This is a genomic window from Pediococcus cellicola (assembly GCF_001438655.1).
GTDB lineage: Bacteria > Bacillota > Bacilli > Lactobacillales > Lactobacillaceae > Pediococcus > Pediococcus cellicola.
This window is the reverse complement of record NZ_JQBR01000005.1, coordinates 131,303-155,531: the sequence shown is the minus strand read 5'-3', so window position 1 is coordinate 155,531 and position 24,229 is coordinate 131,303. Positions and strand designations below refer to the sequence as shown.

Genomic DNA, 24,229 nt, shown 5'->3' with positions numbered 1-24,229 from the left:
AATTTATCATGTTCATTCTACAAGACATCATTTTAAACCAGTGACTTTTTAGTCCTTACTCAAATCTTCACCATTGGTACGAATAACCTTCTTATACCAATAGAATGAATCCTTACGACTTCGATTTAGTGTACCGCTACCGTCGTTATCACGATCTACATAAATATAACCGTAACGTTTCTTCATTTCACCAGTTCCGGCAGAAACCAAATCAATGCAACCCCAACTTGTGTAACCCATAAGATCTGCACCATCAATGGTAACGGCATCACGCATTGACTTAATATTTTCTTGCAAATATTCAATCCGATAATCATCATGAATCTTGCCATCTTCCGCGATTTCATCAACTGCACCCAAACCATTTTCAACAATCCATAAGGGTTTGTGATAACGATTGGTCAATGTCTTCAATGCAATTCTCAAAACATATGGATCCGTTGCCCATCCCCAACTGCTAGCTTTTAGATAAGGATTCTTCACACCAACTTGGAGATTACCGGCATCCTCTGCTTGATCATTATGCGTTGTGACCACATTCGAGGTGTAGCAAGAAAAACTTAAAAAGTCAGCCGGATATTTAGCTAACAACTCGTAATCTTCTGGGCGATCATCTAATTTCACGCCTTCACGTTCATACATCTTCAAACGTGAATTAGGATAGTGGCCGCCAGTCTGTACGTCTGAATAGAATAATGTATCGTCCATTTGTTGAATGGCTTTCAATTGGTCAGCTGGATCAGCCGTCAAGGCATAAATTTGGCTATAAGCGAGCATTTGTCCAATTTGAAAATCAGGATTAATTTCGTGCCCTAATTTAACTGTCAAAGCTGAAGCCACAAATTGATTGTGTGTACCTTGAGCACGGTTTTGTAAACTCCCATCAACCAAGCCACCCGCAACAAATGGCATCATATCCATACAATTGATTTCGTTAAAGGTTAACCAGTATTTTACTTTACCGTTATAGCGATTGAAAACAGTCCTAGCGTAATTGACATAAAAATCAATCAATTCACGACTTGCCCAACCGTTGTATTTAATCGCTAAATTAAGTGGCGTTTCGTAATGCGATAAAGTGACCAATGGCTCGATACCATTTTTATTTAGTTCATCGAAAACATGATCATAAAATTCAAGTCCTGCTTCGTTAGGCTTTGTATCATCACCATTTGGAAAGATCCGCGACCAGTTGATGCTCATCCGATAAGTCTTAAAACCCATTTCTGCCATTAATGCAATATCTTCTTTATAATGATGATAAAAATCTGAGGCAATATGACTTGGATAATACTCTCCGTCTAAAATAGCCGGTTGTGCACCTTCTGGAGCAACTCGTGTTCCGCCAAATGTTAGTTCACTATAGCCCGTTTCTTCAGTTTTGGGGTTCTTCCAAGTAATATGCCTTGGCGTTTCGTAGGTCCCGGCTGTAATCACATCTGCTGTACTTAGTCCTTTGCCATCTTCGTTATAGGCTCCCTCAATCTGATTAGCAGCTGTCGCGCCACCCCATAAAAATTCTTTTTTAAAACTCATTATCTTCGTACCCCTTTCAATTAGTTATTCTTATTAGTTATTTTCATGTGAAACAATTAATCGGTGATTGGTTCTGCATTTACGGCAGTTTTTTTATTCTTCTTTACTTTTTGGGTTGCATCAACTGGTAATTCTTTATATAAGATCATTGTTGCAATAAATGTGATGACCATACCAATTATCATACCGACAATCGCCCATACAAAGGTCATAATGGTGCTTCCAATAAACACTGGTGTTCCAAATAATCCAGCGCTTCCAGCCATTGCATAGGCCTTGACGCCCATGAAACCAGCGAACCCGCCACCAAAGAAACTACCGATCATGGCGCCGTACATTGGTGTCTTTAGTTTCAGATTAACCCCAAACATTGCAGGTTCAGTTACTCCGGCCAGAATAGCTGTAATGGCACATGAAATTGCAGTTGATCGTAGTTTTTCGTTGTGGTGTGTTTTCAAGCCAACTGCTAGGCTGGCCGCACCTTGGTCAAGATTACTTACAAAATTAGCAATTGTCACTAAGGGCTCTGTTCCTGTTGTCGCAAATGTTTGAACTGCATACGGTGCAAATGCGGTGTGCATTCCTGTCATGACAATCCAAGGAAATGCTGCGGCCAATACCGCCACGGCAATAAATCCTGCAGTCCCATATAACCAAAGGATAAATTTAGTAAGATATGTTCCAAGAAAGGCTCCGGCAGGCGCTAACAGCCAGAAGGTAAGTGGTACCATCACCAGCAAAGTGAAGAAAGGAACCACTAATGATTTTAGTGAATCTGGAATCCAGCGCGTAAAGAAGTGTTCTACATATGAAGCCACAAAGACGGCTAAAATGCTTGGAAAAATCATATTTCCATACGTAGTGGCATAAACCGGAACTCCAACTAATGATAAAGTGTGGCCACTGCTAACCGCCGTTACAAAGTTTGGATCAATCAACATGGCGCCAATTAACATTCCCAATCCTTGATTCATTCCAAATTTTTTGGCTGCTGTAGCTCCCACAAAAACGGGCAAGAAATAAAAGGCAGCATCTCCAACTGCGTTTAACATCACATAACTTGGGCTCTTAGTTGTAAGAACACCAAACATTGTCAACACTAGTAATAGGACCTTAAACATCCCACCACCGATCAGTAATGGAATTAACGGTGTAATACTACCAGCAATCGCGTCTAAAACAGAGTTAAAGCTAAATTTTTTCTTTGGTACATCATCTGCGGGCACTTCACCACTCCCGGTGAGATCGTTATGAGCTAGAACCTCTTTGTAGGCTGTTCCCACGTCTTGACCCACTATTATTTGAAACTGTTCACCAGACCATTGTGCGCCAATCACTTTATCTAATTTCTCAATTTCATCCTGATTAACTCGTGTCTTATCTTTCACATTAAATCGTAAGCGGGTGACACAGTGTGTAAAAAACACAATGTTATCCTTACCACCCAATAAATCAACAACGTGCGTGGAAATATCTTCATATTTTTCTTTTTTTGCCATTTTACTTTTCCTTCTTCCATTTATTAAAAAGCTCCCCAGAAAAGGTTGCCCAAGCTACAACAAATAGCCTGTGCTAAACCTTTGCTGGAGAGTTATGCCCGTTAGGTTACAATCCCTCGCGTGAGCAAAGTCGATTAACATGTAAAATTAAATATAATTTTTCTTCTTTTTCGAGTTCAAAACCAACTCGATCTTGTAAAAACTGTGCGATTTTTTCGACACATTCGTTCGTTTTAGGGAACTTCTTGACCAAGTTCTCATACAATTCTTTATTCGAAGATTTAATGAAAACGCCTTGATCTTGCCTTTTTAATAAGTACTGTAAATGCGTGACGAAACGTGAATAATTAAAACTATGCTTATCGATGTAAATCTCAAAATGGCCTGAAACAATATCGGTAATGTCTGAAATGAGGTCATCATTTTCTTCATTCTTAATCTCTTTAGCTGTCATCGCTTTGGCATTGATAAAATGCAAAGCCAGATTTGTAGCTTCTTCAGAGGGCAGTCGAATTTCCAAATTTTGATTTACAATCTTTAAAGCCTTTAAACCTAACTGGTACTCGTCTCCATATAATTGCTGAATATCATATTGCATGGGTGCAGTAATCACCATACCCTTATTTCGCCGTTCAATCGCAAACTTGATGTGATCAGCAAGGGTAAATACTAAATTTGAATTAATTGGTGCCTCAACTTTTAGACGAACCATGTCTACTATTTGGGCTGCTGTTTCTAAAATGTCATCTGGAATCTCACTAGCCAGATCGATATACATAGAATCAACATTGTAGAATGTTCGTTGTATCGCACTTAAATCACTAATTTCATACGGCATCTCATGAAATCCAATTCCACGTCCAATCGCAATTAACTCATGGTTTTGGCTGTCTAAACAAACAGCAGTATTGTTATTTATTTTTTTGATTGCTTTCATCACAATCCTCCAAAGCCAAGCCTACTTTTCTACGGTCACAACCTCTGATTGCCCTGCTTCTACCTTATCTATCTTTTTAATTTCAACTGTAAAATCATCACTGTTTGTCACCAACAACATGGTAACCAAGTTATACCCCTTTGCTAAAATAGCCTCACGGTCCACTTTAATAATGGGTTCACCAGCCTTCACATGGCTGCCTACCTCTACTAATTTGGCAAACCCTTCTCCTTTTAAGTTCACGGTATCTAAGCCAATATGAATCAAAATTTCGGCGCCATTATTGGCCGTAATTCCAAATGCATGCAGTGATTCTGGAATCATGGTAATTTTCCCCTCACAGGGTGCCACAATCTCACTTGTTTCAAAATTAAAGGCAATTCCTTTTCCCATCATACCAGATGCAAAAACTTTATCTGGTACCTGACTCAGTTCCACGGTTTCTCCCTTTACAGGAGCAACCAGGCTCACTTTTTTCACTTTCTTTTTAAATATGTTTAGCATGGTTTCCCTCCTGTATCCAAAATAAGAAAATAAAAAATCCTCGAAAGTGTATCGACCTCTAAAAAAAGTTATAACGCTACACTTTCTTTAGAAGGTGACACCTCCCGAGGAGTAATGATCCTTCTGACGTTTACTATATTAATGCAAACGGATACATAATGCAAGTGCTTTTTATTTTTCAAGTTCAAAATGATAAACTATACCAATCATATTGGATTCTGCTAAATATTTACATAACATAATTCGCGTATCCAGGCCTTCAGTATGTTTAGCCACCCCAAGGGCTTTAAACTGTTTTTGCAATTCAGAAATTAAATCAGGCCTTTTCGAAATTCCGCCACCAATTAAAATCTTATCAGGATCAAAACTACCTTCTAGATTCAATATGCCTATACTTAAGGAAGTGTACAACACTTCTACACTTCTGATTGCCTGTTCATTCTGAATTTCTGCTAATGCAAACATATCTGTTCCTTCATAATTTTTTTGGTTATTTTGTTTTTCTATGAACTATTTTGTTATTGTTACCTTCATGCCAAAGAGTTGGGTCAACTGTTTTTTCAATCGGAAACGGTGTATATTCGGGATAGCGCTTGTTCCATAGATAATCCCTTTGTTGAGATTAACGGCACCTGCAATACTAATAGAAATTCTCTATCATTCATCATTTAATTCATTTTTGATATCTAAAAAGACAGCTTTCATCTCTTTCCGAGTAGCTGGCGTTTTTCTACTTTTAAGCTTAGACAACTTCTCATTTTTTCAAACACCACATTTTATTGAACTTCCACCAACATCGATTACTAATATATTTTTCACATGTCCCCCACCACTATCTCTATCCGAATCACAAATTTTTGCCATTGCTGTCAATAACAGCTTTCAACCAGTAAAAACTCTTTTTAGGTACTCGTTTCATATCTTTCAAATCGTGATTCGTGCGATTAACATAAACCACGCCATAACGTTTGCGCATATCTCCCGCAGAACTAGGCAAGTCAATTAATCCCCAACCTAAGTAGCCGATGACGTCTACACCATCCTTCTCAACGGCGTCCTTCAAAGCCTGAATATGAGCGCGCATATAGTCAATGCGATAATCATCTTGAATTTCCTCATTATAGTAGCTTTCCTGCACACCAATACCATTTTCAATTGGAAATATCGGAATTTGGTAACGATGATATATTTTGTTTAAGATGTCACGAAACCCGAGTGGATCGATCTCCCATCCGTAATTTGGCGTCTTCTCAACATATGGATTACCCTCTCCACCATACTTAAGGTAATCATCTACTGAGCAGTTCTCCGGGATTTTTTCAGAATTCACAACAGTACTCCGGTAGTAACTAAAACACATGTAGTCACTACGACATTTGCTTAAAATTTCAAAATCACCCGGCTTAAATCCAGCATCAATGTGGAAATTTTTAATGTGTGTTAAAACTGCTTGTGAGTAATGTCCCTCAGCAAAAACGTCCAACAGATTATTGTTGGAAAATTCTTGTATCTCACGTGCGACTTGAATATCACGTGGGCGCGCAGTTGCTGGATATATTTCTGTATAGGCTAACATGCCTCCGATTTTGCAGTCTGTTTGTTCATGAATATAATTAGCCACCTGAACATGCGCCATCATGACATTATGGGCAATTTGGTAAACCTCATTAATGCCTTCTTTTTTATGCAGATTTCCTGCAAAAGTTGAAGCTCCCCACTGATTGTATAGATTTTGTTCATTAAAGGTAATCCAATATTTCACGCGATCTCCAAAACGTCTAACCATTTCAATTCCAAACTTTACAAAAAGATCTGAAACTTTACGGCTCAGAAATCCGTTATACTTTTCGGATAATTCCAATGGCATGTCAAAATGATACAAGCAGATCATTGGAGTAATATGTCGCTCCAGCAAGGCATCAATCAAATCACTATAAAATTGAATGCCTTCTTCATTAAATGCGCCTTCACCTTTAGGTTGCACACGACTCCAAGAGATTTGAAATCTATAGAAATTCATGCCCAGTTCCTGCATTAAATCAAAATCCTCCGGATAACGATGATATTCGTCGATACCATCCTTCCAGTCGGAAACTTCTGGTGTGGCTTTCCGAATATCATATACTGACTTACCTTTGCCACCTTGATCCCAGGCTCCTTCCGTTTGCATACTGGACGTTGAATTTCCCCAGAAAAATCTTTTTTTTAGTTCGTTCATTTTTTAAACCCCTTCTTTTAATTTATAAAACACAGTTAAAAAATGACCGTATCCCAGTCAATCTCAAGATACAGTCATTCCACCGAAAGCGCCCATCAAAGACTTAACTTTATTTTAAAAGGTGCCACCGGTAAATCTTGTTCATTGTATAAAGTTAATTTTGGATAGTTTCGATAAGCATACCTCACCGACTCAATGTTTTCATCCGCAGATTTTGCAATTGTGATCTCATTTCGTCCTGTCAGTTGAACTCTTTTTTCATACCATTTCCCGGTAATGCATACCTCCATTGTGGTTGTTCCCGTTTCTCTCACAGTCGCCGCGTGATTAACAAATAAGATTAATCGTTCGCGGTGTATCTCAACTTTGAACACAAAAGGGGTATCGCTATATTGGAGACCACTAATTATCTGACCAATTCGTGTCCCCGGTTTGCGCTTGGAAGCTGGATGAATGTTATGCTCATCTCCAGTATCCGAAATCGAAATAAGATGCACATCCGGTACAGCTTGTGCTATTTCTAATTGTGCCTGTCTAATCATCGCCCAAGCATCCTTGGGTTCATCTGCATAACCAGGAAGTTGCACAATATAAAACGGTAGCGCCCGATCCGCTAACAAGTCACGCCAATTTAAAATCAATGCCTCCAACAACTTTGGATACACTTGTGGATTAGGGGCATCATTTTCACCTTGATACCAAACCACATCGTTAAATGTATAGTGCCGAATCGTTAATACCATTGTTTCGTAAAGACCACCTGGTCGCAAGAAACTTTTAGGTGTCATTGGTGGTGGCCACGGTGTATGCCCAACTGTATCCTTAGCCTGACTCAACGTGGCCTCTGGATATTTTTTGAGATAAGCGGCCAATTTCACATTGTGAATTTCAACCTTTTTTTGATAGGCTTCTAATTCCTTTTTAAAATCAACTGCTGTTTTTCCAGTCACTTGTTGTTCAAACGGCACAATGAACGTCGCTTTAAGTTCAGAATCGGCTTTTAATACTGATTGGGGAAGCCACGAAGAAGCCGAAGTCCCACCTTTATAGCAATCAACTATTCCAATAACCTGGTCAGGAAAGTCATGTAATAACTGCTGCAACATGTAAAATCCAATTGCCGACAATTCACCGATTGTCTCTGGTGTGACTTGTTGCCATTGCGGCCTTGCCAAATCCTCTGGAATAACTGAACCATCTGCATTTTGGTACTCAACCTTAGGTACATTATAAAAATAGGCACTTTGTTTCTTAATTTGTTTCACTAACTGATTGTATTCTTGGTCATCAACTAACTGATATTCAATATTCGACTGACCCGCTAACAAATGAACTTGACCAAAATGCACATTTTGAACGCTACACTGTCCCTCTGCTGATTTTGCCGTAATACTAACTAATTCATCATGCATTGCAGGGAAACGTACCACCCATTTTCCATCTGAATTTGCTTGCGCAGATTGACAATTCTGCCCAATGTTAACCGTTACCTGTGCTTGGGACCGAGCAAATCCGGCAATGTGAAACGCCTTGTTTCGTGGCAATACCATATTATCCGAGAAGATGTCTTCAAACCCTAGCTCTCCGTTATTCATCTCAGTCTACGCCTCGGTTTTTAAGGACTTAATTTCTTGATGTAAGTTAATCACCTTTTCAGCAACTGTCAACATAATATCCGCTGACATAAAGTGATCCTGCGAATGAATTAATAACAAAGATTTCTCAATTTGCGCACCATTCATCTCTTCAGTCATCCAACCCGTTTGAATATTATGTGCTTCATGTAAAGTTTTTCTCGCGTCTTTTAGATGTTGCTGGGCATCTTCAATCTTACCTTCTTCAGCCAATTGCATCGCTTGAATTGATTGCGACTTAGAATCTCCTGCAATGGAAATCAGCTGCATTGCCTTTTGTAATTGTTTTTCATCCATTCTCTTTCACCTACTTATTTTTGCTAATCTTCTGCAACGGCTTTATCAACAAGATCCCCATCTGGATTAATCTTGTTATCCATTTGAATAAATGGAATATAAATTGCCGTTGTGGCGGCTACAATAATGGCCTGGACAATTAGTCCTTTAATTGAACCTGTGTAAAGTAGTCCTGAAAGGAGTGTCGGTACGGTCCAAGGAACATTATTAACAATTGGTCCGATGAACCCAATCTTAATAAAGAACAACCCAATGTAGAATGCTAAAGGCTGAGCCACTAACCAAGGAATAAAGTAAAGTGGGTTTAAAATAATCGGTAATCCGAAAGTAACTGGTTCAGAAATATTGAAGATTGCTGGCATTAACGCAATCTTAGAAACTTTTTTGGCTGCTAATCTCTTGGAGAATAGCATGAGTGCCAATACTGGTGAAACTGAACAAGATCCAGCAGCAACAGTAGAGAAGTTCATAAACAAAGTTGAATAGATGTGATGTGCTTGCCCCAACATATTTTGTGTATCATTGATATTCCAAGTTAATCCGAAAATTGGTCCCCAAATTGAAGTTGGATGAATCCCAAACCACTGAAGTAAACTCCAAGTAGTTTGAGAAATGAAGGCAAAAAATCCGGTTCCGGAAATCGCCAATGCTGGTTTTTGCAACAATGTTAATAGTAATTCAGGCATTGTTTCACCAGTAAATCCGGTAGAAAGAGCTGTCAAAATAATGAACACACCCATTGTAATTACACCAGGAATTAACGATTCAAAACTACGACCTACTGCTGGTGGAACTGAATCTGGCATTTTAATTGTAAAGTTAGTTTGCAACATCTTATTGTAGATCCAAACGGCAAATCCAGAAATCAAGAGAGCTGCAAAAACCCCTTTAGTCCCAAAATAGGTTGTATCCATATAATTAAGAATTTCAATGGGCTTAGTAGATCCCGTTGTTGGCGTATATTGGAATTTCCATGGCATACAGATAAAGAATGCCCCTAAGGCATACAAAACGGATGTCATATGTTCCTTACTCTTTGGAAAATATTTTCTTGAAAAAGTATTTGAGAAAATAACCACTAGTAACACCGCAAATGTATTTAATGATCCATTTGAAATCAAACCAATCATATTACCAATGGCAGTCAATCCTTTGAACAGGCCAGAGCTTGCCCAAGCTGTCCAAGAACCACTAATTAAGCGCCCTAGCCCAATTCCCTGTTTACCAAAAATCAAACCGTTCGTTGGATCGATGAAAACATTTTGGATCATAATAGCAAAACCAGCGATCATCGATGTAGCTGCCACAATAATGAATGAATCACGAAGTGTTAATAATAATTTATTGGCAGCTATTTTTCCGGCTACTTGTGTAAATTTTGCTTGAAATCGTTGCATTCGACTCGGTTTGTCATTCATACTCAATACCTTCCTTCGTCAATCGATCAATCAAAACTTGCCCACTCATACTGCCAAATTCTTGCATCGTCAATTTGATAACTTTTTTATCTGGAAAGCTCTTCTTAACTGCGTCATAATCCCAACTAATCTGTGGGGCAAGCATGATGACGTCAACTTCATCACCAACTTCATCAACCATCCCTAAATCATAGGCATCGACTTGAACATCTTTGCCTTCTTTATCAAACACTTTTTGCATGTTTGCACCTGCTAAACTGCTTGACATACCGCCGCTACAAAACAATGCGATTTTTAACTGTGCCATGATCCATACCTCCAATATGTTATTTGACATCAACGGCCGTTTTGATATCGCTTACATTTTGAGTATACATCCAGACTTTTTTAAAAGCAATACCTATTTATAATTTGTTATAACAAATTATAGACAAAAATAAAAACCGATTAATCCGTTAGATTAATCGATTCGTGTAAAGAAAATTTTGATGGTCTTATATAATTATATACATACTCGAAGATTTGGCCGTTTTCTAGAAACGATCGTTGCTCCATAGTCAGTAAAGGTTCAGCAGCTTTTAAATTCATAATTTTAACGGTATTGTCGTTCGCAATTTCGCTGGACAGCGTTCGAATAGCCGATCCTAATACCAAGCCTTGATCTTCTGTTAAGAACTCGTAGATTGAGCCCTTCAAAACATCCATTCGCATCCCTTGGATAACTTTAGCTGGCATGTAAATCTTTTGAAACGCAACAACTTCATCATCTTCATCAAGAATCAGCCGTTCTATTTCGTAAGTAAAATCAAATGCCGTAACATTCAGTTGATCCATAATATCTGAATTTGGTTTATCAACAGCAAAATTCAAAAGTTTGACTTTGAATTTCGAAAAATCAAAAATTTCCAGGCTTTCTTCCTTCGCCCCTGTTTCGTGAGGCTGATTATCTTTAACAAAAGTCCCTGATCCTTGAATGCGATAAATTAAATTTTCATCTACCAAAATATCTAATGCCTTACGAACTGTAATTCGGCTTACATTATAGGCATCAGCAATGGCATTTTCTTGTGGCAGCTGCTCATTAATGGTAAATTCTTTTTCTAAAATTTGTTGCCGTAAATGATCCGCCACAATTTCATATTTTGGTGCTTCCTTCATTGAAGCTTGCCTCCACATCACGCTTTTTATGCTCATTATTAAGACTTAATTCTGTGCTAAAAAGCTTAAAATAGGTTATAACGAATTTTTAACACAGCCTATTAAAATAGTTTACTCTTTATTTTCAGAGTATCAACTATTAGACCTGTTAATCATTTGATCTACTCTCTATCAAGCATATCATACTACATATAATGTGGAATACAAAACCATTTTATAGAACATATCTATTGTTAATAATGAATGCCACCAGATTGCCAATGATAAATTTATTTTCGAAGTTCATCGAAAACATACTAACTCATTTAGAACCCTTGCTATCCCTATGATTCAACTCACCACCACTAAAAGAACAAATAATAAATCCCACTAAGTCCGATAAAACGGTAAATCCATTTTCTAAACGTTTGGTCATCAAGTTTATTCGCGATTCTTGCCGCAATAATGGTTCCAATCCCAGCCGCAACCATCCCAACTAGTATGTATGGCACATCATGCAGCCCTAAAATGCCATTGCCAACCCGCACACTATTAATATAAAAGGCATCAATCAAGAAAAAGCCCTGGATGCTAGCTGTGTATTCTGGAATCGATTTAGACAATGATAAGAAATAAAGTGCCATTAGAGGTCCTCCAATTCCTAACAAGCCATTGAAAAATCCAGAAATTACCATGAAACAACCCGCAATATACCACGGATAGTGACGTTCACTCGAATTTTTGACCAACGTAAAATACAAAAATAGCGCCACTAGTAGGCCCCCTAACAACATCCGCATGATATGAGGATTCAAAACGTTACTAAGATGCACCGACCACGTGGCAACCGCTGCATAAACAATAAAAGGTACCAAAACCCGTTTTAATTTAAAATCATGCCGATATCTATAGGTTAATCCAATCATACTTGCCAACATACTCAGTCCGGCGATTCCAGCCGCCGATGCGATAGGTAAGATAAATGGGAAAATCGTCATCATGATAATTACGGCGCCAAAACCTGTCAATCCTTGAACGATACCAGCCAATAATGCTGGAATGAAAATCAATAACCAAGTTGCCATGCTGATTCCCCTTTTGAGACGTTATTGTGCTTAGTATGGTCGACTTGCTGTCGATGGTCAATCACGGAAAATTTAGTTTGTGCAAAAAAACAAAGCCATCACTGACTTTGCCTACTTGGTCTCAATACCCAAGATTAAACGAACTTCTTCTTCCGTTAATGAGCCCTTATTTTCTGTGCCATTAAGAACCTGATCAACAAAATTACGTTTCTTTTCTTGTAATTTATAGATTTGTTCTTCAATCGTGCCTTTGGTAATCAGCCGGAAGACGTCCACCTGCTTCTTTTGACCAATTCGGTGGGCTCGTGCGGTTGCTTGATCTTCCACGGCTGGATTCCACCACAAATCTACCAATACCACCATGTCGGCACCCGTCAAGTTCAATCCGGTGCCACCAGCCTTCAGTGAAATCAAAAAGATATTCCGTTCGTTAGCATTGAAGGCATTCACCATTTTCAAGCGTTCCTTAGGTTTTGTATTGCCTTCCAAAACATAATGCGCCAAATGCTGTTTTTGTAATTCTTTTTCAATAATCGCCAACATTCCCGTAAACTGAGAGAATATCAGAACATGCCGGTTGTTTTCTTCCGCCTGGCGTAAAATTTCTGTTAACTGTTCTAGTTTTCCAGAGTCACCTTTATAATCCTTCAAATACAATGCAGGGGTATCACATATCTGTCGCAATCGTGTGAGTCCCGCCAAAATAGCCAACTTATTTTTCACGAAATTGGCCCCTGTCATACCTTGAACTTTGACCTGCATTTGTTTTAATTGCGCCAAATAAACGGTTTTCTGCTTTTGCGTCAATTCATTGTATAAGTTAGCTTCCACTTTAGCTGGAATGTCTTTCAACACAACTGCTTTCTCACGCCGCAAAATAAACGGCTTAACGCGCACTGCCACCTCAGCAGCCGTTAATTTTTTAAAGGCTTTTTTACTTGGCAATAATCCCGGCATCACAATCTCAAAAATGGCCCACAACTCCTCGACCCGATTCTCAATTGGGGTCCCAGACAATGCGAAGGCATTTTTACGCTGCAGGTTGCGAATACTTTGATTTGTTTTAGTACTCGAATTTTTTACAAACTGTGCTTCGTCCAACACCAAATAATTAATTTTTCGCGAATTATACGCTGATACGTCTAACCGGGCGCTATTATAACTCGTGATCAGCACATCTGCGTCCTTCTTTGCAATCAAAGACGCCCGATGCGCTTTATTGCCATCGATGACTTGCGCTGTAATTTCCGGCGCAAATTTATTAAATTCTTCTTGCCAATTATAAATAAGAGAAGCTGGCGACACAATTAAATTTGGCTTCTCAGGATCAAGGTGATTCAAAAGAAAGGCAATCATTTGTACCGTCTTTCCTAGTCCCATTTCGTCCGCCAAAATTCCGCCAAAATGATAACTATCCAGCATTTCCAGCCATTTGACACCGATCGTTTGATACGGTCGTAAACTACCATGAATTGGGTGGGACTGGGCAATCGGATAGTTTTCTGGATGAGCAAGATTTTCCGCCAATTGTTTGAATTTTTCATCGAACTTAGCGGTACCTTGTAAAGCGGCCTGCACTGCAAAAGCCTGTGAAGCGTGGACTTTTAGTTCTCCATGCTTAAACTTACCTTGTTGGCGAATATTAACGAGGGCTTGGCTGACCTTTCGAAATGCGTCATCTACCAGCACAAGTGAACCGTCTGGCTGGGTAATATAAGGTCGCTGTAGATCTAACTGTCCTAAAACAGCGTCCACATCATCCTCATCAACACCTTTAAGTGAAAATTTGACCGATAATAAGCCCGCCTTTTCCGACACGGAAACTTCAGGATTTAAGTCTTTAGAATCATGCCATAAGCTTTGGAGATCCTCACTCACGGTCACTAGCCCGTTTTGACGTAAATTCGGAAGCTCCCGTGTAAAGAACGCGTACAAAACATCGGGATCTTTAAACGTCTTTTCCCACAAACCGTTTTGTAAACTAAACTTTAAGTGACTTAAATAATCCTGCGTTTGATCCTCTTTTTCAAGGTTACGAAGGCTTTGCGAGACCTGTTGGATTTCATTACTGTCAAAAAGCTTGCCGTTATAATCATAACTAAGTTGCAACTGCAGCTTCGTATTCTTTCGACGCAGATCAAAATGTGGTGTCATCTGCGTTGTGATAAAGTCGGCAGGTAACTCAAGCACCCCAATTTGTTTAAAAGCAGCCACAAATTTATTTAATTGTGCTTCACTTCCCCACCCAAAGTGCATTTCACCAGGTGTCTCATCTGCTATGCCACTTGGTTGCATGATGGCTTGATATCTGCTGATAACATGATCGATCATGATCATTTGATTCGTAGATGTTTGATAAATTTCATTTTGATTTACAATTAGCGCACTACTAGGAATCGAGATTTGAAAGCCACTATGGATCGTTAATTGATAGCCGTCATCATCTTGGATGAGTTTTCCTTGAATCAACCCGTCTTCCGGTCGAAATGGCTGATAACTTATTTCATCGAAAACAGCCGATTTTTCTCCCTGTTGAAAATGAAAGTGCGGCAACTCCTGCAAATGCTTAAGAAAGTCCGGCACAAGGGAAGCTTCAAGCAAAAAGAATTTTTTAAGGTCTAGTGAACTGTTACCGTCAAAGTTAGCACTTCCGGTTGTCATCATTAAATCTAATAAAGCGCGATCTGGTTTAGAAAAAGCATGTTTATCCAATAAAAATGAAATATTGCTTGTCGTTTTGAAAACACCTTGACTCTGGTAAGCTTTCAAAAAACGATCCAAATCGTTTACGACGTAAAACTTTTGCTCAAGTTTATTTGCAATATGAAACCGCAAAAACAATCGATTTTCTGCCGCATAATTCCAGCCCTTCGTCACTGTACCAGCAATTAAGGTAACTTCGAGGTCTAAGTCAACCAATGGAACCTCCGATAAGCGCTTATAATACTGAGGTTGGGGTAAATCTAAATTCTTAAAAAAACGTTCTCCTCTTAAGTCTGCCTGTGATTTTTTCTTGTTGACCATTTTAATTTCTGGAAAACTAATCACAGGTGTTTTTTTAAGTGTCTGCGTGTCGGTGGGCTCAACTTTTTGAGGATCGTCAAATAAGGTTTCGATTGGTTGTCCGGCCGACTTGAAATATTCCACGACTGCCGCAATGTGTTTACAAAAACCGTTGTCAGGAAAATACGGGCAGGTACAGGAATCTTTGCTTGGGTCACCTTGATTGACATGCACTTCATACGCATATGTCCCATAGACCGTTGCCACAACTTCCCGATTGCCTTTATCTATATTCTCAATTTTGACTTTTCCATTAGAAAAAAGTTTCTTGCCCCTATCCCAAATTCGGGCGGGCATTATTCTACGACGCATCTAATTACTCCACATCTTATTCTGATTTTGGTACCTAGTGGTCATTTTACACTATTACCAATGAAAACAGGGATAATCGCTTACAATTGAATAATTTTTATTCAAAATTTCTGTTGATCCACACACCTGCAAAAATCCCGAACAGATTTAGCTTCATAAAATTAAACAAAACCCTAATCAAAATGACAATTAGGGTTTTGTATAATTTTGACGCCTATTCTACTTTCATGTCCCGAACTTCTTCGATAAACCATCGATTAAAGTCATCTGTATCAATACCAACCGCAACCTGCGCATTCGTTTTACCTTTGTGATAAGCACCACGAATATCAGCCACCGTTTCGCCAATTGCTGGCCCACTAGTTTGCACATCGATCCAGTAATCCGCCATTTGATAATATTCTGGATGCAAGAGATAACAAATTGTATTGACATCATGCATCGGAATACCGCCCTCATGACCCTCATAATAATGTTTGAAGATTGAAGCTAACATGTTACCGGCTTCTCCCAAGGTAGCTACCGTTTCTAGCGTTTCAGGCGTTAATAAAGCCTTCATTGTAACGTCTAATCCGATCATCACAATTGGAATCCCAGAAGCATACATAATTTTTGCTGCATCTGGGTCTGTAAAGACGTTAAACTCAGCGGCACTGGTCATGTTGCCACGACCAAGTGCGCCACCCATTGCCACAATGCGTTTAATTTTGGGTTTAACTTCCGGATGGACCGATAGCAACATGGCAATATTTGTGTAAGCCCCAGTTGGCACCAAGGTTATGGGTTTGGAGCTTCGCATAATGGTCATGTATAAGGCTTCTACAGCGGAATGACGCACCGTATCGCCAACATATTCATCGAAATCATAACCGGGCATCCCCGATTCACCATGAATGCGCGCTGCATCCTCAAAAGGCTTAATCAAGGGTTGTTCTGCTCCGCTGGCAACCGGCACTTTTTTGTCGAAGAAATGCACTAATTTCAAAGCATTTCGTGTGGTTTTGTCCACCGTCACATTGCCAGCCACAGTCGTAATTAGACGAACATCAAACTCCGGATTATTCAATGCCACCGAAAGAGCTGCTGCATCGTCAATTCCAGGATCACAATCCATAATTATTCTCGTTGTCATGTTGGACCTCCTCAAAGTCTTCGGTCTACCAAATTCGCTATCTACTTCCATTGTACCGGTTTCTAATAATTTGAATAGACCTAAATTCGCTCAGCAATGATCAAAAGTCGCTGATAATTAGTCGGATAAGGATGGCAGGTAAATAATGTCAGCAACTCTTTATCACGTATCGGTTGAAGCGCCGTGCTATTGTTGGGCGCAATAATCTTTTTTTCAATTACTCGATAGTAATAATTATGATTTCTAAATCTCAAAAAGATCTGATCACCACTCGTTAATTGATTCACTCTTAAAAACATGGTTGCGCCATAATATCCGCGATGACCAGCAACTACTGAATGATGTCCTTTTCCCTGCCCAGGAACATCAGTACCCGCAATCAATCCGGCCCCATTTGCCAAATTTCTAGTGGACGCCGATAAATAGAATGGGAGTTTGACATTAATTTTTTTTATTTGAAGGTAACCCGAAACTTCTGTAATACTGCGGCTAAACGCGTCGTCAATTCCGCGACGTACACCTTGGGTCACAAATGGATCTATATTTTGTGCAGCAGAATTTTCATTACCATTATCTTTCTTACGATCAGAATTGCTATTTTGAGAATTATGTTTATCCTTATTTTGACTAGCTTTGGTAGCCTTCACCTGATTTTCAGAGTTCTTATGCTCATCTTTTCGCGCCTTTTTTTCACTACGCGCAATTATATCCTGAGCCTGCCATCTTTTATACTGTTGAAATCCAACTGGAACAGCAATACAAAGGATACCCAATACCATTAAAATTACGACTAATTTTCTGCGCATAGTGTCCTCCTCCTTAATTTTTTTGAAATTCTATGTATAAAAAGGATGTGTTGACCACACCCTTTTTAATTATTAACTCAATCGACGTCTGCGATAGAGCACGTACCCTGCTACTATGAGGATAATTCCCGCTAGAAGTATAAGCATCATGCCCATTGTCCCAGTAATTGGCAATTGTGGATTCTTACTATTTTCCACATAGGTTACTTGACTCTTACTTGCAGAAGTTGCATTTACCTTAAACGCCACATCTTTTGTTAAACGTCGGTAACCATCAGGTGCCTTGGTCTCTTCCAAGAAGTAAGTCCCATATGCCAAACCAGAAACTTTGAAGATACCACTTCTAGGTGATGTCAAGGTTGTTGCTTTTTGCTTACTTGTCCATTTCACATCTGTAACCCGACCTTGACTATCCGTTCTGTAACTCAGGTATTGTGTCTTACCATTATGTTTTCGATAAACCTTGAACTTCGCACCAGCTAACGGATTGTTAGTATTGGCAATCACTTTCTTGAAGTTTGCTCCACCAGTTGCAATTTTAACTGGTTTACCTTCAACAGAATCCTCGCTCTGTGCTTCACCAGCAACGTTTTGTCCATCCATGTAATTTAATACAGCAGTATTTTCAATCGTTCCTGATTCAAAAGTTTTGTTAATTACAGTCGTAAGTTTAAATTCAAGTGTCACTGTGCCTTGAGTTCCAGCCTTTTTAACTGCTGATTCAAGTGCGTCTCGGCCGCCTTCGAACTCGTCGTTAAGGAGAACGACAGTTACTTGGTTATTCTTTACAACCGTCTTATAAGTGTCGTCGTTCTTAAGTGCTTGTGTCGTTGTCTTACCGTGTACATCTTGAATCTTAAGTTGCACGTCCTTTACACCAACATAATCCAAGCGACTGTCAATCTCATCGCTAACTGTAAAGGACTTGAAGGTTTCAATTCCCTGTGGAACTTGCATACTGATATGCCAGTTAAACTCATCACCTACCGCTACACTCTTGCGATCGGCGGTTTTAGTGATTTCTGGATCCCAGTTTTTAAAATCAACCGTATCTTTTTGATTCGTATTCACTTGGACAGCAGAATCAGCATTTTTTATTGTGATTTCACCCTTTTCGCTAAGTGAAAGCCTGTATTGCTTTCCGTTAACGACATGGTCATCATTAGTAGCTGTTTCTTCAATCAAGTAATTGCCTGGTACCAATTGATTAAAGACATACTTACCACCTTTGCTATCACTTGGGGTAAGTGTCTCTTTGTAGGCATTGCCTCCAGTAATTGCTTGCCAGTTATCATCCGCCAAAGTTGCTGTAAAAGTTGCCATACCATCCAATTTACCCGCTGTATTGTACTTGTCAATTGTGACATCCCATGGATCAATTTGGTTAGTCACATCGAATTCAGCAACAGCTTGATCAGCAGCTGGCTTCTTGCCTTCGCCATCTTTAAGTTCCATTCGATCACCATCAGCTTGTATATAATGGTAAATTGGATCTTTGTAATGATCATAAGAGGCAATTGGTGTCTCCACAACGCGGAACTCATAAGGATCTTCTTTAGCGTTAGTGAGTTGCACTGTACCAAAATCGTAATCCCAGTTACCGGAAGTTGCGTCGCCCGTAACCGTTAAGCTCTGCTTGCCATCTTCAAGTTTCACATCATCCCATTTATCATCTGACTCTGCTAAACGTCGCTGCAATGTCAGCTCAATATTTTCTGGGCGTTTACGGAAACTGTTGTCAAAATCATCCCAAACTTTGGTACCTGCAATTTTAACAGTACCTACCTTTACATTTTCAAGCGTAAATTCTAATGTGGAATCCTCGCCATCCTTACCTAAGGTGACCTTGGAGTTGCTAATTAAGGCATCATTATCAAATTCAACTTTACCTTGTTCCGTAATTATAAACTTGATTGGATCAATTTCCTTATAACCATCAGGTACATTAGTTTCTTCTAACGTGTACTTGCCAGCTTGTAAGGATTCAGCATTAAAGGTTGCAGAGTCTGCATCTTGTTCAATTTTCACTTCACCATCAGGCCCAGTTAATTTGAACTCAGCACCCTTAAGTGCGTCACCATTTTCATCAACTTTATTGAACTTCAGATTGAAGTTGCTTAATTCATTTTTAATTTGAACCGTTTGAATCTTAGTTCCATCAACATCTAATCCAGGAACCGTGATCTTACCGTTCTGAGCAACAGTCACTTCGTATTCCTTATCAATCTGTTTGAAACCATTAGGTGCTGAAGTTTCAACTAATTTGTAAGTGCCAGCAGTTAGCCCACGGTATCTAAATTGATCAGCCTTTTTAGAAGTGTTTTGAACTTCTTTACCATCTTCATCTGTCAATTTGAAGCTAGCCCCGGCTAGCGCCTTTCCTTCAGCATCAACTTTTTCAACAATAAATTGTTGTTTTAAGTTGTTAGTAATGGTTGTTCCAGAAATTTCTGCAGTATATCCAGAAACTTCTTTTTCTTCAACTTTAAATTCATAAGTTTTACCAGCAGCATTCGTTTTCTCTAAATTAGAGAAGTTATAGTTCCACTGGTCGGGATCATCGTCATCTTCTTCAATTGTGGCTTCAGAATCTACTTTATCCCAGTTGTCATCACTACCAACAATTCGACGATAAAGTGTTAAGTCAATTGATTCTGGTCGCGTATTGTATTTATTGGAAGTGTCATTCCAAACTTTCTTTCCAGAGAAGTCAGTTGACTTAATTTCTTCATTAACAACATTGAAAGCAATTGTGTTGATGTTTTCGTTGTAATTAATATCAAATTTGAAGTCTTGACCATCCGTCTGTTCCATTGTGACTTTCCCCGTACTACTAACACTGATTAAAATGTTTTCAGCAATCAAGTAACCACTTGGTGCCTTAACTTCTTCTAAAACGTATTCTCCAGGTGTCAAGCTGTCGGTTGTAAACTTGCCATCTTCACCTTCAGTAACTTCAACTTCTTCGCCACCTTGGGTTAAGGTAAATTCGGCGCCCTTCAATGAATCACCTTTTGCATTAACTTTGTTGAAGTTCAATTCAAAGTCATTCAAAGCGTTTTTGATAACTGTAGTTTTATCCACTTCCGTCTTTACTGATTTCTTAGTATCAGCTGGAGTTGTAGTGGCATTACCATTTCTATCAATAACAACTTTGTAGGTGGTAGTTTCTGCATGAAAACCTTCTGGCGCTTTAGTTTCAGTTAAAGTATATTCACCAGCCGGTAACCCTGTCCATGAGAAGTTGGCACCAGAACTTGTGTCGGATAGATCCATAATTTCACCAGAATCATTATGAACTAACTTAAATTCAGCACCACTAAGTTCGGTTTTACCATCTGCTGCTGTTTTTCTGATAGTGTATTTGTGAAGATTTAATGTGTTCGTGATATCTTCATGTGCATCATCATAAGTTACCTTGTAATCTGGTAACGACGTCACTTCCATAACACGATACTGCCATTTAACGTCTTCATTATCAGTTGTAAATTCAGGTAATCCGGTAAAAGTATACCCCCAATTTCCTTGAGAGTTGGCTTTAACTACTTCACTCTTACCTTCCACATCTTTCCAGTCATCATTATTAGCCGCCCGTCGTTGTAGTTGAACTGTAATTGATTCTGGACGTGTTCCAAAACGATTATCATTGTCTTCCCAATTTTTTTCTCCAGAAACTTCAACTTTTTTGTGAGCTGTATTTTCAACATTGAAACTAATTGTATTAGTCTCATCGTTGAGTGACACTTTAATACTATCATCATTGACTGGGTTTTCATGTTCTGAACCTGTATAGTCAATATCAACTTCGCCAGACTCATGAATTGTAATTTCAATTGGCGCATTTGTTTTATAACCATCTGGTGTTTTTGTTTCCGTTAGACGATATTTACCAGGTGCTAATTCAGTTGCAGTGAAACTATATCCATTCTCGCCTTTTGCAACATTAATAGCACCATTGTTATTGCCTCCATCAATTCTTTCTAAAGCAAATTCTGCTCCCACAAGAGGTTCTTCTTCGCTCACTTTATCGAATTTTAATTCAAAGGGATTAAGGTGATTTTCAACTACTAATGGGTTCTTATCTAAATCTTCATTTTCACCGTCACGTACCAATTGCACATTATATTCACCTTTTTTGCTATCAAAGGTAATGTGTATGTGATATTCAGTATCTGAACTAGAAAAACCTTCTGGAGATTGTGTTTCTTGAACAACATAGTAACCAGCTTTTAAATCACTAAAAGTTAACTTACCATTTGTGGTGTTCCTGTTCTGAGATTCACCATTGGGATCCACTTTCCAATCAGTATCGGCTTCAGAAATTTTGAAGCTTGCAGAACTACTAATAGGTTGGCCTTTTCCATCTACTTTCTTAAGTTCAAAGCTTGCCTTTCCTTCATCATTTCGTCCAACTCGTACGGAAGGAATCCCAAACTGAGCTTTTTGTGTGTTTGCCGCTGGTGTCAAAGTGGTTTCCTTATTTGCTTGGATGAAATCTCCATAAGGAAAATTTTTAGCCCCATCATCAATCTCAATAATATAAGAAATTTGGATTTCTTCATTTTTTCCAAGATTCAAACCAGAAACAGAGAGTTGGCTATCGGTGATAGTTCCTTGAACACCACTTAAAATGCCGTCCCCACCTTCTACCGCCTTGATTTCAACTTCACCATCATTAAGAATATAATCACCCATCGGATCACTAATGGTTCCTTGATTAACAGTCCGAACAAGACCGCGGGCAATATTTTGAAAAGCCTCATTTAGTTTATCGTGATCGTCTGCCTCGAAGAAATTACTAGTTCCACTTGCAATATTCATCATCGTATTGGTAGCAATGCCAGAGTTTTCTCGGAAAAGCACACTGTAGGCATTTACTCCGCCGGCTTTAATATGAAATGCTTCAGACATCGTCGCAAATGTATGTGTGCTTATTTTATAGTTTTCAACAGAGTAAGGACTATTGATTTCTCCATCTTGATTATTTCCTTCTACTAAGCTTTCTCCTAATCCTGACTTGCTTACCTTCTTCTTCGAATTATTGTTAACAAATTCCGGAATGCTATAACTTCCTGAAAGCTCTTGTAAACCACCATTGTTATCTTCTAGTGCTGTGGCTTTGAAACTACGCGTTGGAACTCCGTCACTCATGACAATCATATTTTTTTGTGCTGCCGAGTCACCACCAGCTAGCGCAACATTAGCTTTTCTCATTCCATCTTGAGTATTAGTATAGCCCCAACTTCTCGTAATAGCATCAATACCCTTTAAAAGATCGCTTGCATCATCTGACGAATATAAATTTGTGGGCTTTTCAGCAAGAGTATTATAAGACACCATTCCAATTTTGATTGCCTTTCTGGCATCTGCAGCTGAATCATTTTCTGCAACACCACTTGCATTCACACCCCAAACTGTCTGCACAAAAGATTTTGCATATTCCTTTAAAGCTGCTATATCTTTATTAGTCATACTATTCGAATTATCTAGGACCAACATTACCTCAATCTTAGGGAGAGGCTGATAATCATTACCTCGTACGTTTAAACTTACTTTGTATTTATTGTCTCCCTCAGGTACCAGAGATTTTTTGAGCCAAAATGCACTTTCTTCTCCTTCATCACCATTCTTTCCATAACCAATATAATTATTTTTATTGGAAAGACTAGCATTATCATTAAACATGAAATTACGATAATCTGAGGAATCATTCTGTTTAGTTTGATCATGACTATCTTCTTTATTCCAATAATTTTTAGGGAATACACTACTTCCAGTTGTATATCCATCTACTGTTTTATCCGTCCAATCGCCAATACTACCAGCTAATTCTGCAAGTGATTTACCACCTGCGGACTTCATTGTAAACTGACTACCTTTATCCGAGTCATCGTCCGAGTCTGAATCATCATCACTGGATTTTTCCGTTTTCTTCTCACTATTTGAGCTTGAAGTGTTTCGGCTGTTATCAGCACTTGATTCAACTTTGCTTGCCTTCTCGTTTTGACTCGTTGCTTGGCTACTTGACGCTTTATTTGCACTTGAAATTGCTGATTCAATTTCTTTAGCAGGTTCATTAACGGCTGAATCTTCTGAGGCTGTTCGTGTAACAGAAACACGAGCTTCGTATTCTTTATCAGCCATTACTTTTGATTCTTCGGCTTCATCACTGAATTCCACAATTTGTGGTTTGAATTTTAAACTATATTCAGAAGCTGTTTTACTTTCGAGACTTGTTTTAAAAGTAAATTTCAATTTAGTTTCTTTTTCAGATGCTTGGTCTTCTACATATTCATCATTTTCATTCAATGTAGCGGCCCTATGGTTAACCTTCAGCTCACTAATCTTACCTAAATTATGGTCGTTATTTAAAAACTGTAACGTTGATTTTCGTTTCTTTTCACTCGCATGTTTATCAAGCGTTACGGACCAACTAATTTCATTTTTTTCTTCGTTAAATTGACTATCGACTTTCATCAAAGCATTTTCATCATCAATGAGCTCATAATGACTTTTATTGGTCTCGGTTGCATTAACGGGCATCGCCGAAAATACGGACTGAAAAGTCTGAAAAACAAGCAGGCACACCATGATTACGCGAAATATAGTGTGCGTCTTTGGGGGCGTATTTTCCATATTTTTTCTCCCTTG

Annotated in this window: 16 protein-coding genes; all 16 read right to left on the bottom strand. The window is 38.9% G+C overall.

What is annotated here, in order from left to right; all coding sequences use genetic code 11:
- Positions 1 to 48: 48 nt before the first annotated feature.
- The 16 genes from IV80_RS06210 to IV80_RS06135 all read right to left on the bottom strand — a co-directional run bounded on the left by IV80_RS06210 (position 49) and on the right by IV80_RS06135 (position 24,214).
- A complete protein-coding gene (locus IV80_RS06210) occupies positions 49 to 1,536 on the bottom strand; it encodes a glycoside hydrolase family 1 protein (RefSeq protein WP_057751088.1) in 1,488 nt (495 codons plus the stop codon).
- 56 nt (positions 1,537 to 1,592) lie between these two features.
- On the bottom strand, positions 1,593 to 3,035 hold the full coding sequence (locus IV80_RS06205; protein ID WP_083490534.1) for a PTS transporter subunit EIIC: 1,443 nt from the start codon (positions 3,033 to 3,035) through the stop codon (positions 1,593 to 1,595).
- A 106-nt stretch (positions 3,036 to 3,141) separates the two neighbouring features.
- A complete protein-coding gene (locus tag IV80_RS06200) occupies positions 3,142 to 3,972 on the bottom strand; it encodes a PRD domain-containing protein (protein WP_057751085.1) in 831 nt (276 codons plus the stop codon).
- A gap of 21 nt (positions 3,973 to 3,993) precedes the next feature.
- Positions 3,994 to 4,476, bottom strand: coding sequence for a PTS sugar transporter subunit IIA (locus tag IV80_RS06195; protein ID WP_057751082.1), 483 nt, complete (start codon positions 4,474 to 4,476; stop codon positions 3,994 to 3,996).
- Between the two features lie 171 nt (positions 4,477 to 4,647).
- Positions 4,648 to 4,983: an ROK family protein gene (locus IV80_RS06190; RefSeq protein WP_261763748.1), complete on the bottom strand. Its 336-nt coding sequence runs from the start codon at positions 4,981 to 4,983 to the stop codon at positions 4,648 to 4,650.
- Between the two features lie 340 nt (positions 4,984 to 5,323).
- Positions 5,324 to 6,694, bottom strand: coding sequence for a glycoside hydrolase family 1 protein (locus IV80_RS06185; RefSeq protein WP_057751077.1), 1,371 nt, complete (start codon positions 6,692 to 6,694; stop codon positions 5,324 to 5,326).
- Between the two features lie 95 nt (positions 6,695 to 6,789).
- Positions 6,790 to 8,289, bottom strand: a complete 1,500-nt coding sequence (locus tag IV80_RS06180) for a sialate O-acetylesterase (RefSeq protein ID WP_057751074.1) — start codon at positions 8,287 to 8,289, stop codon at positions 6,790 to 6,792.
- Between the two features lie 6 nt (positions 8,290 to 8,295).
- Complete coding sequence (locus IV80_RS06175) at positions 8,296 to 8,625, bottom strand: PTS lactose/cellobiose transporter subunit IIA (protein ID WP_057751071.1); 330 nt, start codon at positions 8,623 to 8,625, stop codon at positions 8,296 to 8,298.
- Between the two features lie 23 nt (positions 8,626 to 8,648).
- Positions 8,649 to 10,043 (bottom strand): PTS sugar transporter subunit IIC, encoded by a 1,395-nt coding sequence (locus tag IV80_RS06170; RefSeq protein WP_057751069.1) that lies wholly within the window; start codon positions 10,041 to 10,043, stop codon positions 8,649 to 8,651.
- The gene (locus tag IV80_RS06165) at positions 10,036 to 10,350 is read right to left on the bottom strand and encodes a PTS sugar transporter subunit IIB (protein ID WP_057751066.1); all 315 of its coding nucleotides are present in this window, start codon (positions 10,348 to 10,350) and stop codon (positions 10,036 to 10,038) included. The genes IV80_RS06170 and IV80_RS06165 overlap by 8 nt, the downstream gene beginning before the upstream one ends.
- Before the next feature lie 140 nt (positions 10,351 to 10,490).
- Positions 10,491 to 11,201, bottom strand: a complete 711-nt coding sequence (locus tag IV80_RS06160) for a GntR family transcriptional regulator (RefSeq protein WP_057751063.1) — start codon at positions 11,199 to 11,201, stop codon at positions 10,491 to 10,493.
- Positions 11,202 to 11,545: 344 nt separating this feature from the next.
- The gene (locus tag IV80_RS06155) at positions 11,546 to 12,265 is read right to left on the bottom strand and encodes a sulfite exporter TauE/SafE family protein (RefSeq protein ID WP_057751060.1); all 720 of its coding nucleotides are present in this window, start codon (positions 12,263 to 12,265) and stop codon (positions 11,546 to 11,548) included.
- 111 nt (positions 12,266 to 12,376) lie between these two features.
- On the bottom strand, positions 12,377 to 15,640 hold the full coding sequence (locus IV80_RS06150) for a DEAD/DEAH box helicase (protein ID WP_057751057.1): 3,264 nt from the start codon (positions 15,638 to 15,640) through the stop codon (positions 12,377 to 12,379).
- A 214-nt stretch (positions 15,641 to 15,854) separates the two neighbouring features.
- A complete protein-coding gene (gene rihC / locus IV80_RS06145; RefSeq protein WP_057751054.1) occupies positions 15,855 to 16,772 on the bottom strand; it encodes a ribonucleoside hydrolase RihC in 918 nt (305 codons plus the stop codon).
- An 80-nt stretch (positions 16,773 to 16,852) separates the two neighbouring features.
- Positions 16,853 to 17,578: a class C sortase gene (locus tag IV80_RS06140; protein WP_057751051.1), complete on the bottom strand. Its 726-nt coding sequence runs from the start codon at positions 17,576 to 17,578 to the stop codon at positions 16,853 to 16,855.
- 72 nt (positions 17,579 to 17,650) lie between these two features.
- Complete coding sequence (locus tag IV80_RS06135) at positions 17,651 to 24,214, bottom strand: SpaH/EbpB family LPXTG-anchored major pilin (RefSeq protein WP_057751048.1); 6,564 nt, start codon at positions 24,212 to 24,214, stop codon at positions 17,651 to 17,653.
- Positions 24,215 to 24,229 lie beyond the last annotated feature (15 nt).

What these genes read in the sequence shown, in the direction of transcription:
- IV80_RS06155 (WP_057751060.1), bottom strand. Translation starts at nt 12,265, where the DNA reads ATGGCAACTTGGTTATTGATTTTCATTCCAGCATTATTGGCTGGTATC.
- IV80_RS06165 (WP_057751066.1), bottom strand. Translation starts at nt 10,350, where the DNA reads ATGGCACAGTTAAAAATCGCATTGTTTTGTAGCGGCGGTATGTCAAGC.
- IV80_RS06185 (WP_057751077.1), bottom strand. Translation starts at nt 6,694, where the DNA reads ATGAACGAACTAAAAAAAAGATTTTTCTGGGGAAATTCAACGTCCAGT.
- IV80_RS06140 (WP_057751051.1), bottom strand. Translation starts at nt 17,578, where the DNA reads ATGCGCAGAAAATTAGTCGTAATTTTAATGGTATTGGGTATCCTTTGT.
- IV80_RS06170 (WP_057751069.1), bottom strand. Translation starts at nt 10,043, where the DNA reads ATGAATGACAAACCGAGTCGAATGCAACGATTTCAAGCAAAATTTACA.
- IV80_RS06150 (WP_057751057.1), bottom strand. Translation starts at nt 15,640, where the DNA reads ATGCGTCGTAGAATAATGCCCGCCCGAATTTGGGATAGGGGCAAGAAA.
- IV80_RS06210 (WP_057751088.1), bottom strand. Translation starts at nt 1,536, where the DNA reads ATGAGTTTTAAAAAAGAATTTTTATGGGGTGGCGCGACAGCTGCTAAT.
- IV80_RS06200 (WP_057751085.1), bottom strand. Translation starts at nt 3,972, where the DNA reads ATGAAAGCAATCAAAAAAATAAATAACAATACTGCTGTTTGTTTAGAC.
- IV80_RS06175 (WP_057751071.1), bottom strand. Translation starts at nt 8,625, where the DNA reads ATGGATGAAAAACAATTACAAAAGGCAATGCAGCTGATTTCCATTGCA.
- IV80_RS06195 (WP_057751082.1), bottom strand. Translation starts at nt 4,476, where the DNA reads ATGCTAAACATATTTAAAAAGAAAGTGAAAAAAGTGAGCCTGGTTGCT.
- IV80_RS06180 (WP_057751074.1), bottom strand. Translation starts at nt 8,289, where the DNA reads ATGAATAACGGAGAGCTAGGGTTTGAAGACATCTTCTCGGATAATATG.
- IV80_RS06160 (WP_057751063.1), bottom strand. Translation starts at nt 11,201, where the DNA reads ATGAAGGAAGCACCAAAATATGAAATTGTGGCGGATCATTTACGGCAA.
- IV80_RS06205 (WP_083490534.1), bottom strand. Translation starts at nt 3,035, where the DNA reads ATGGCAAAAAAAGAAAAATATGAAGATATTTCCACGCACGTTGTTGAT.
- IV80_RS06135 (WP_057751048.1), bottom strand. Translation starts at nt 24,214, where the DNA reads ATGGAAAATACGCCCCCAAAGACGCACACTATATTTCGCGTAATCATG.
- rihC (WP_057751054.1), bottom strand. Translation starts at nt 16,772, where the DNA reads ATGACAACGAGAATAATTATGGATTGTGATCCTGGAATTGACGATGCA.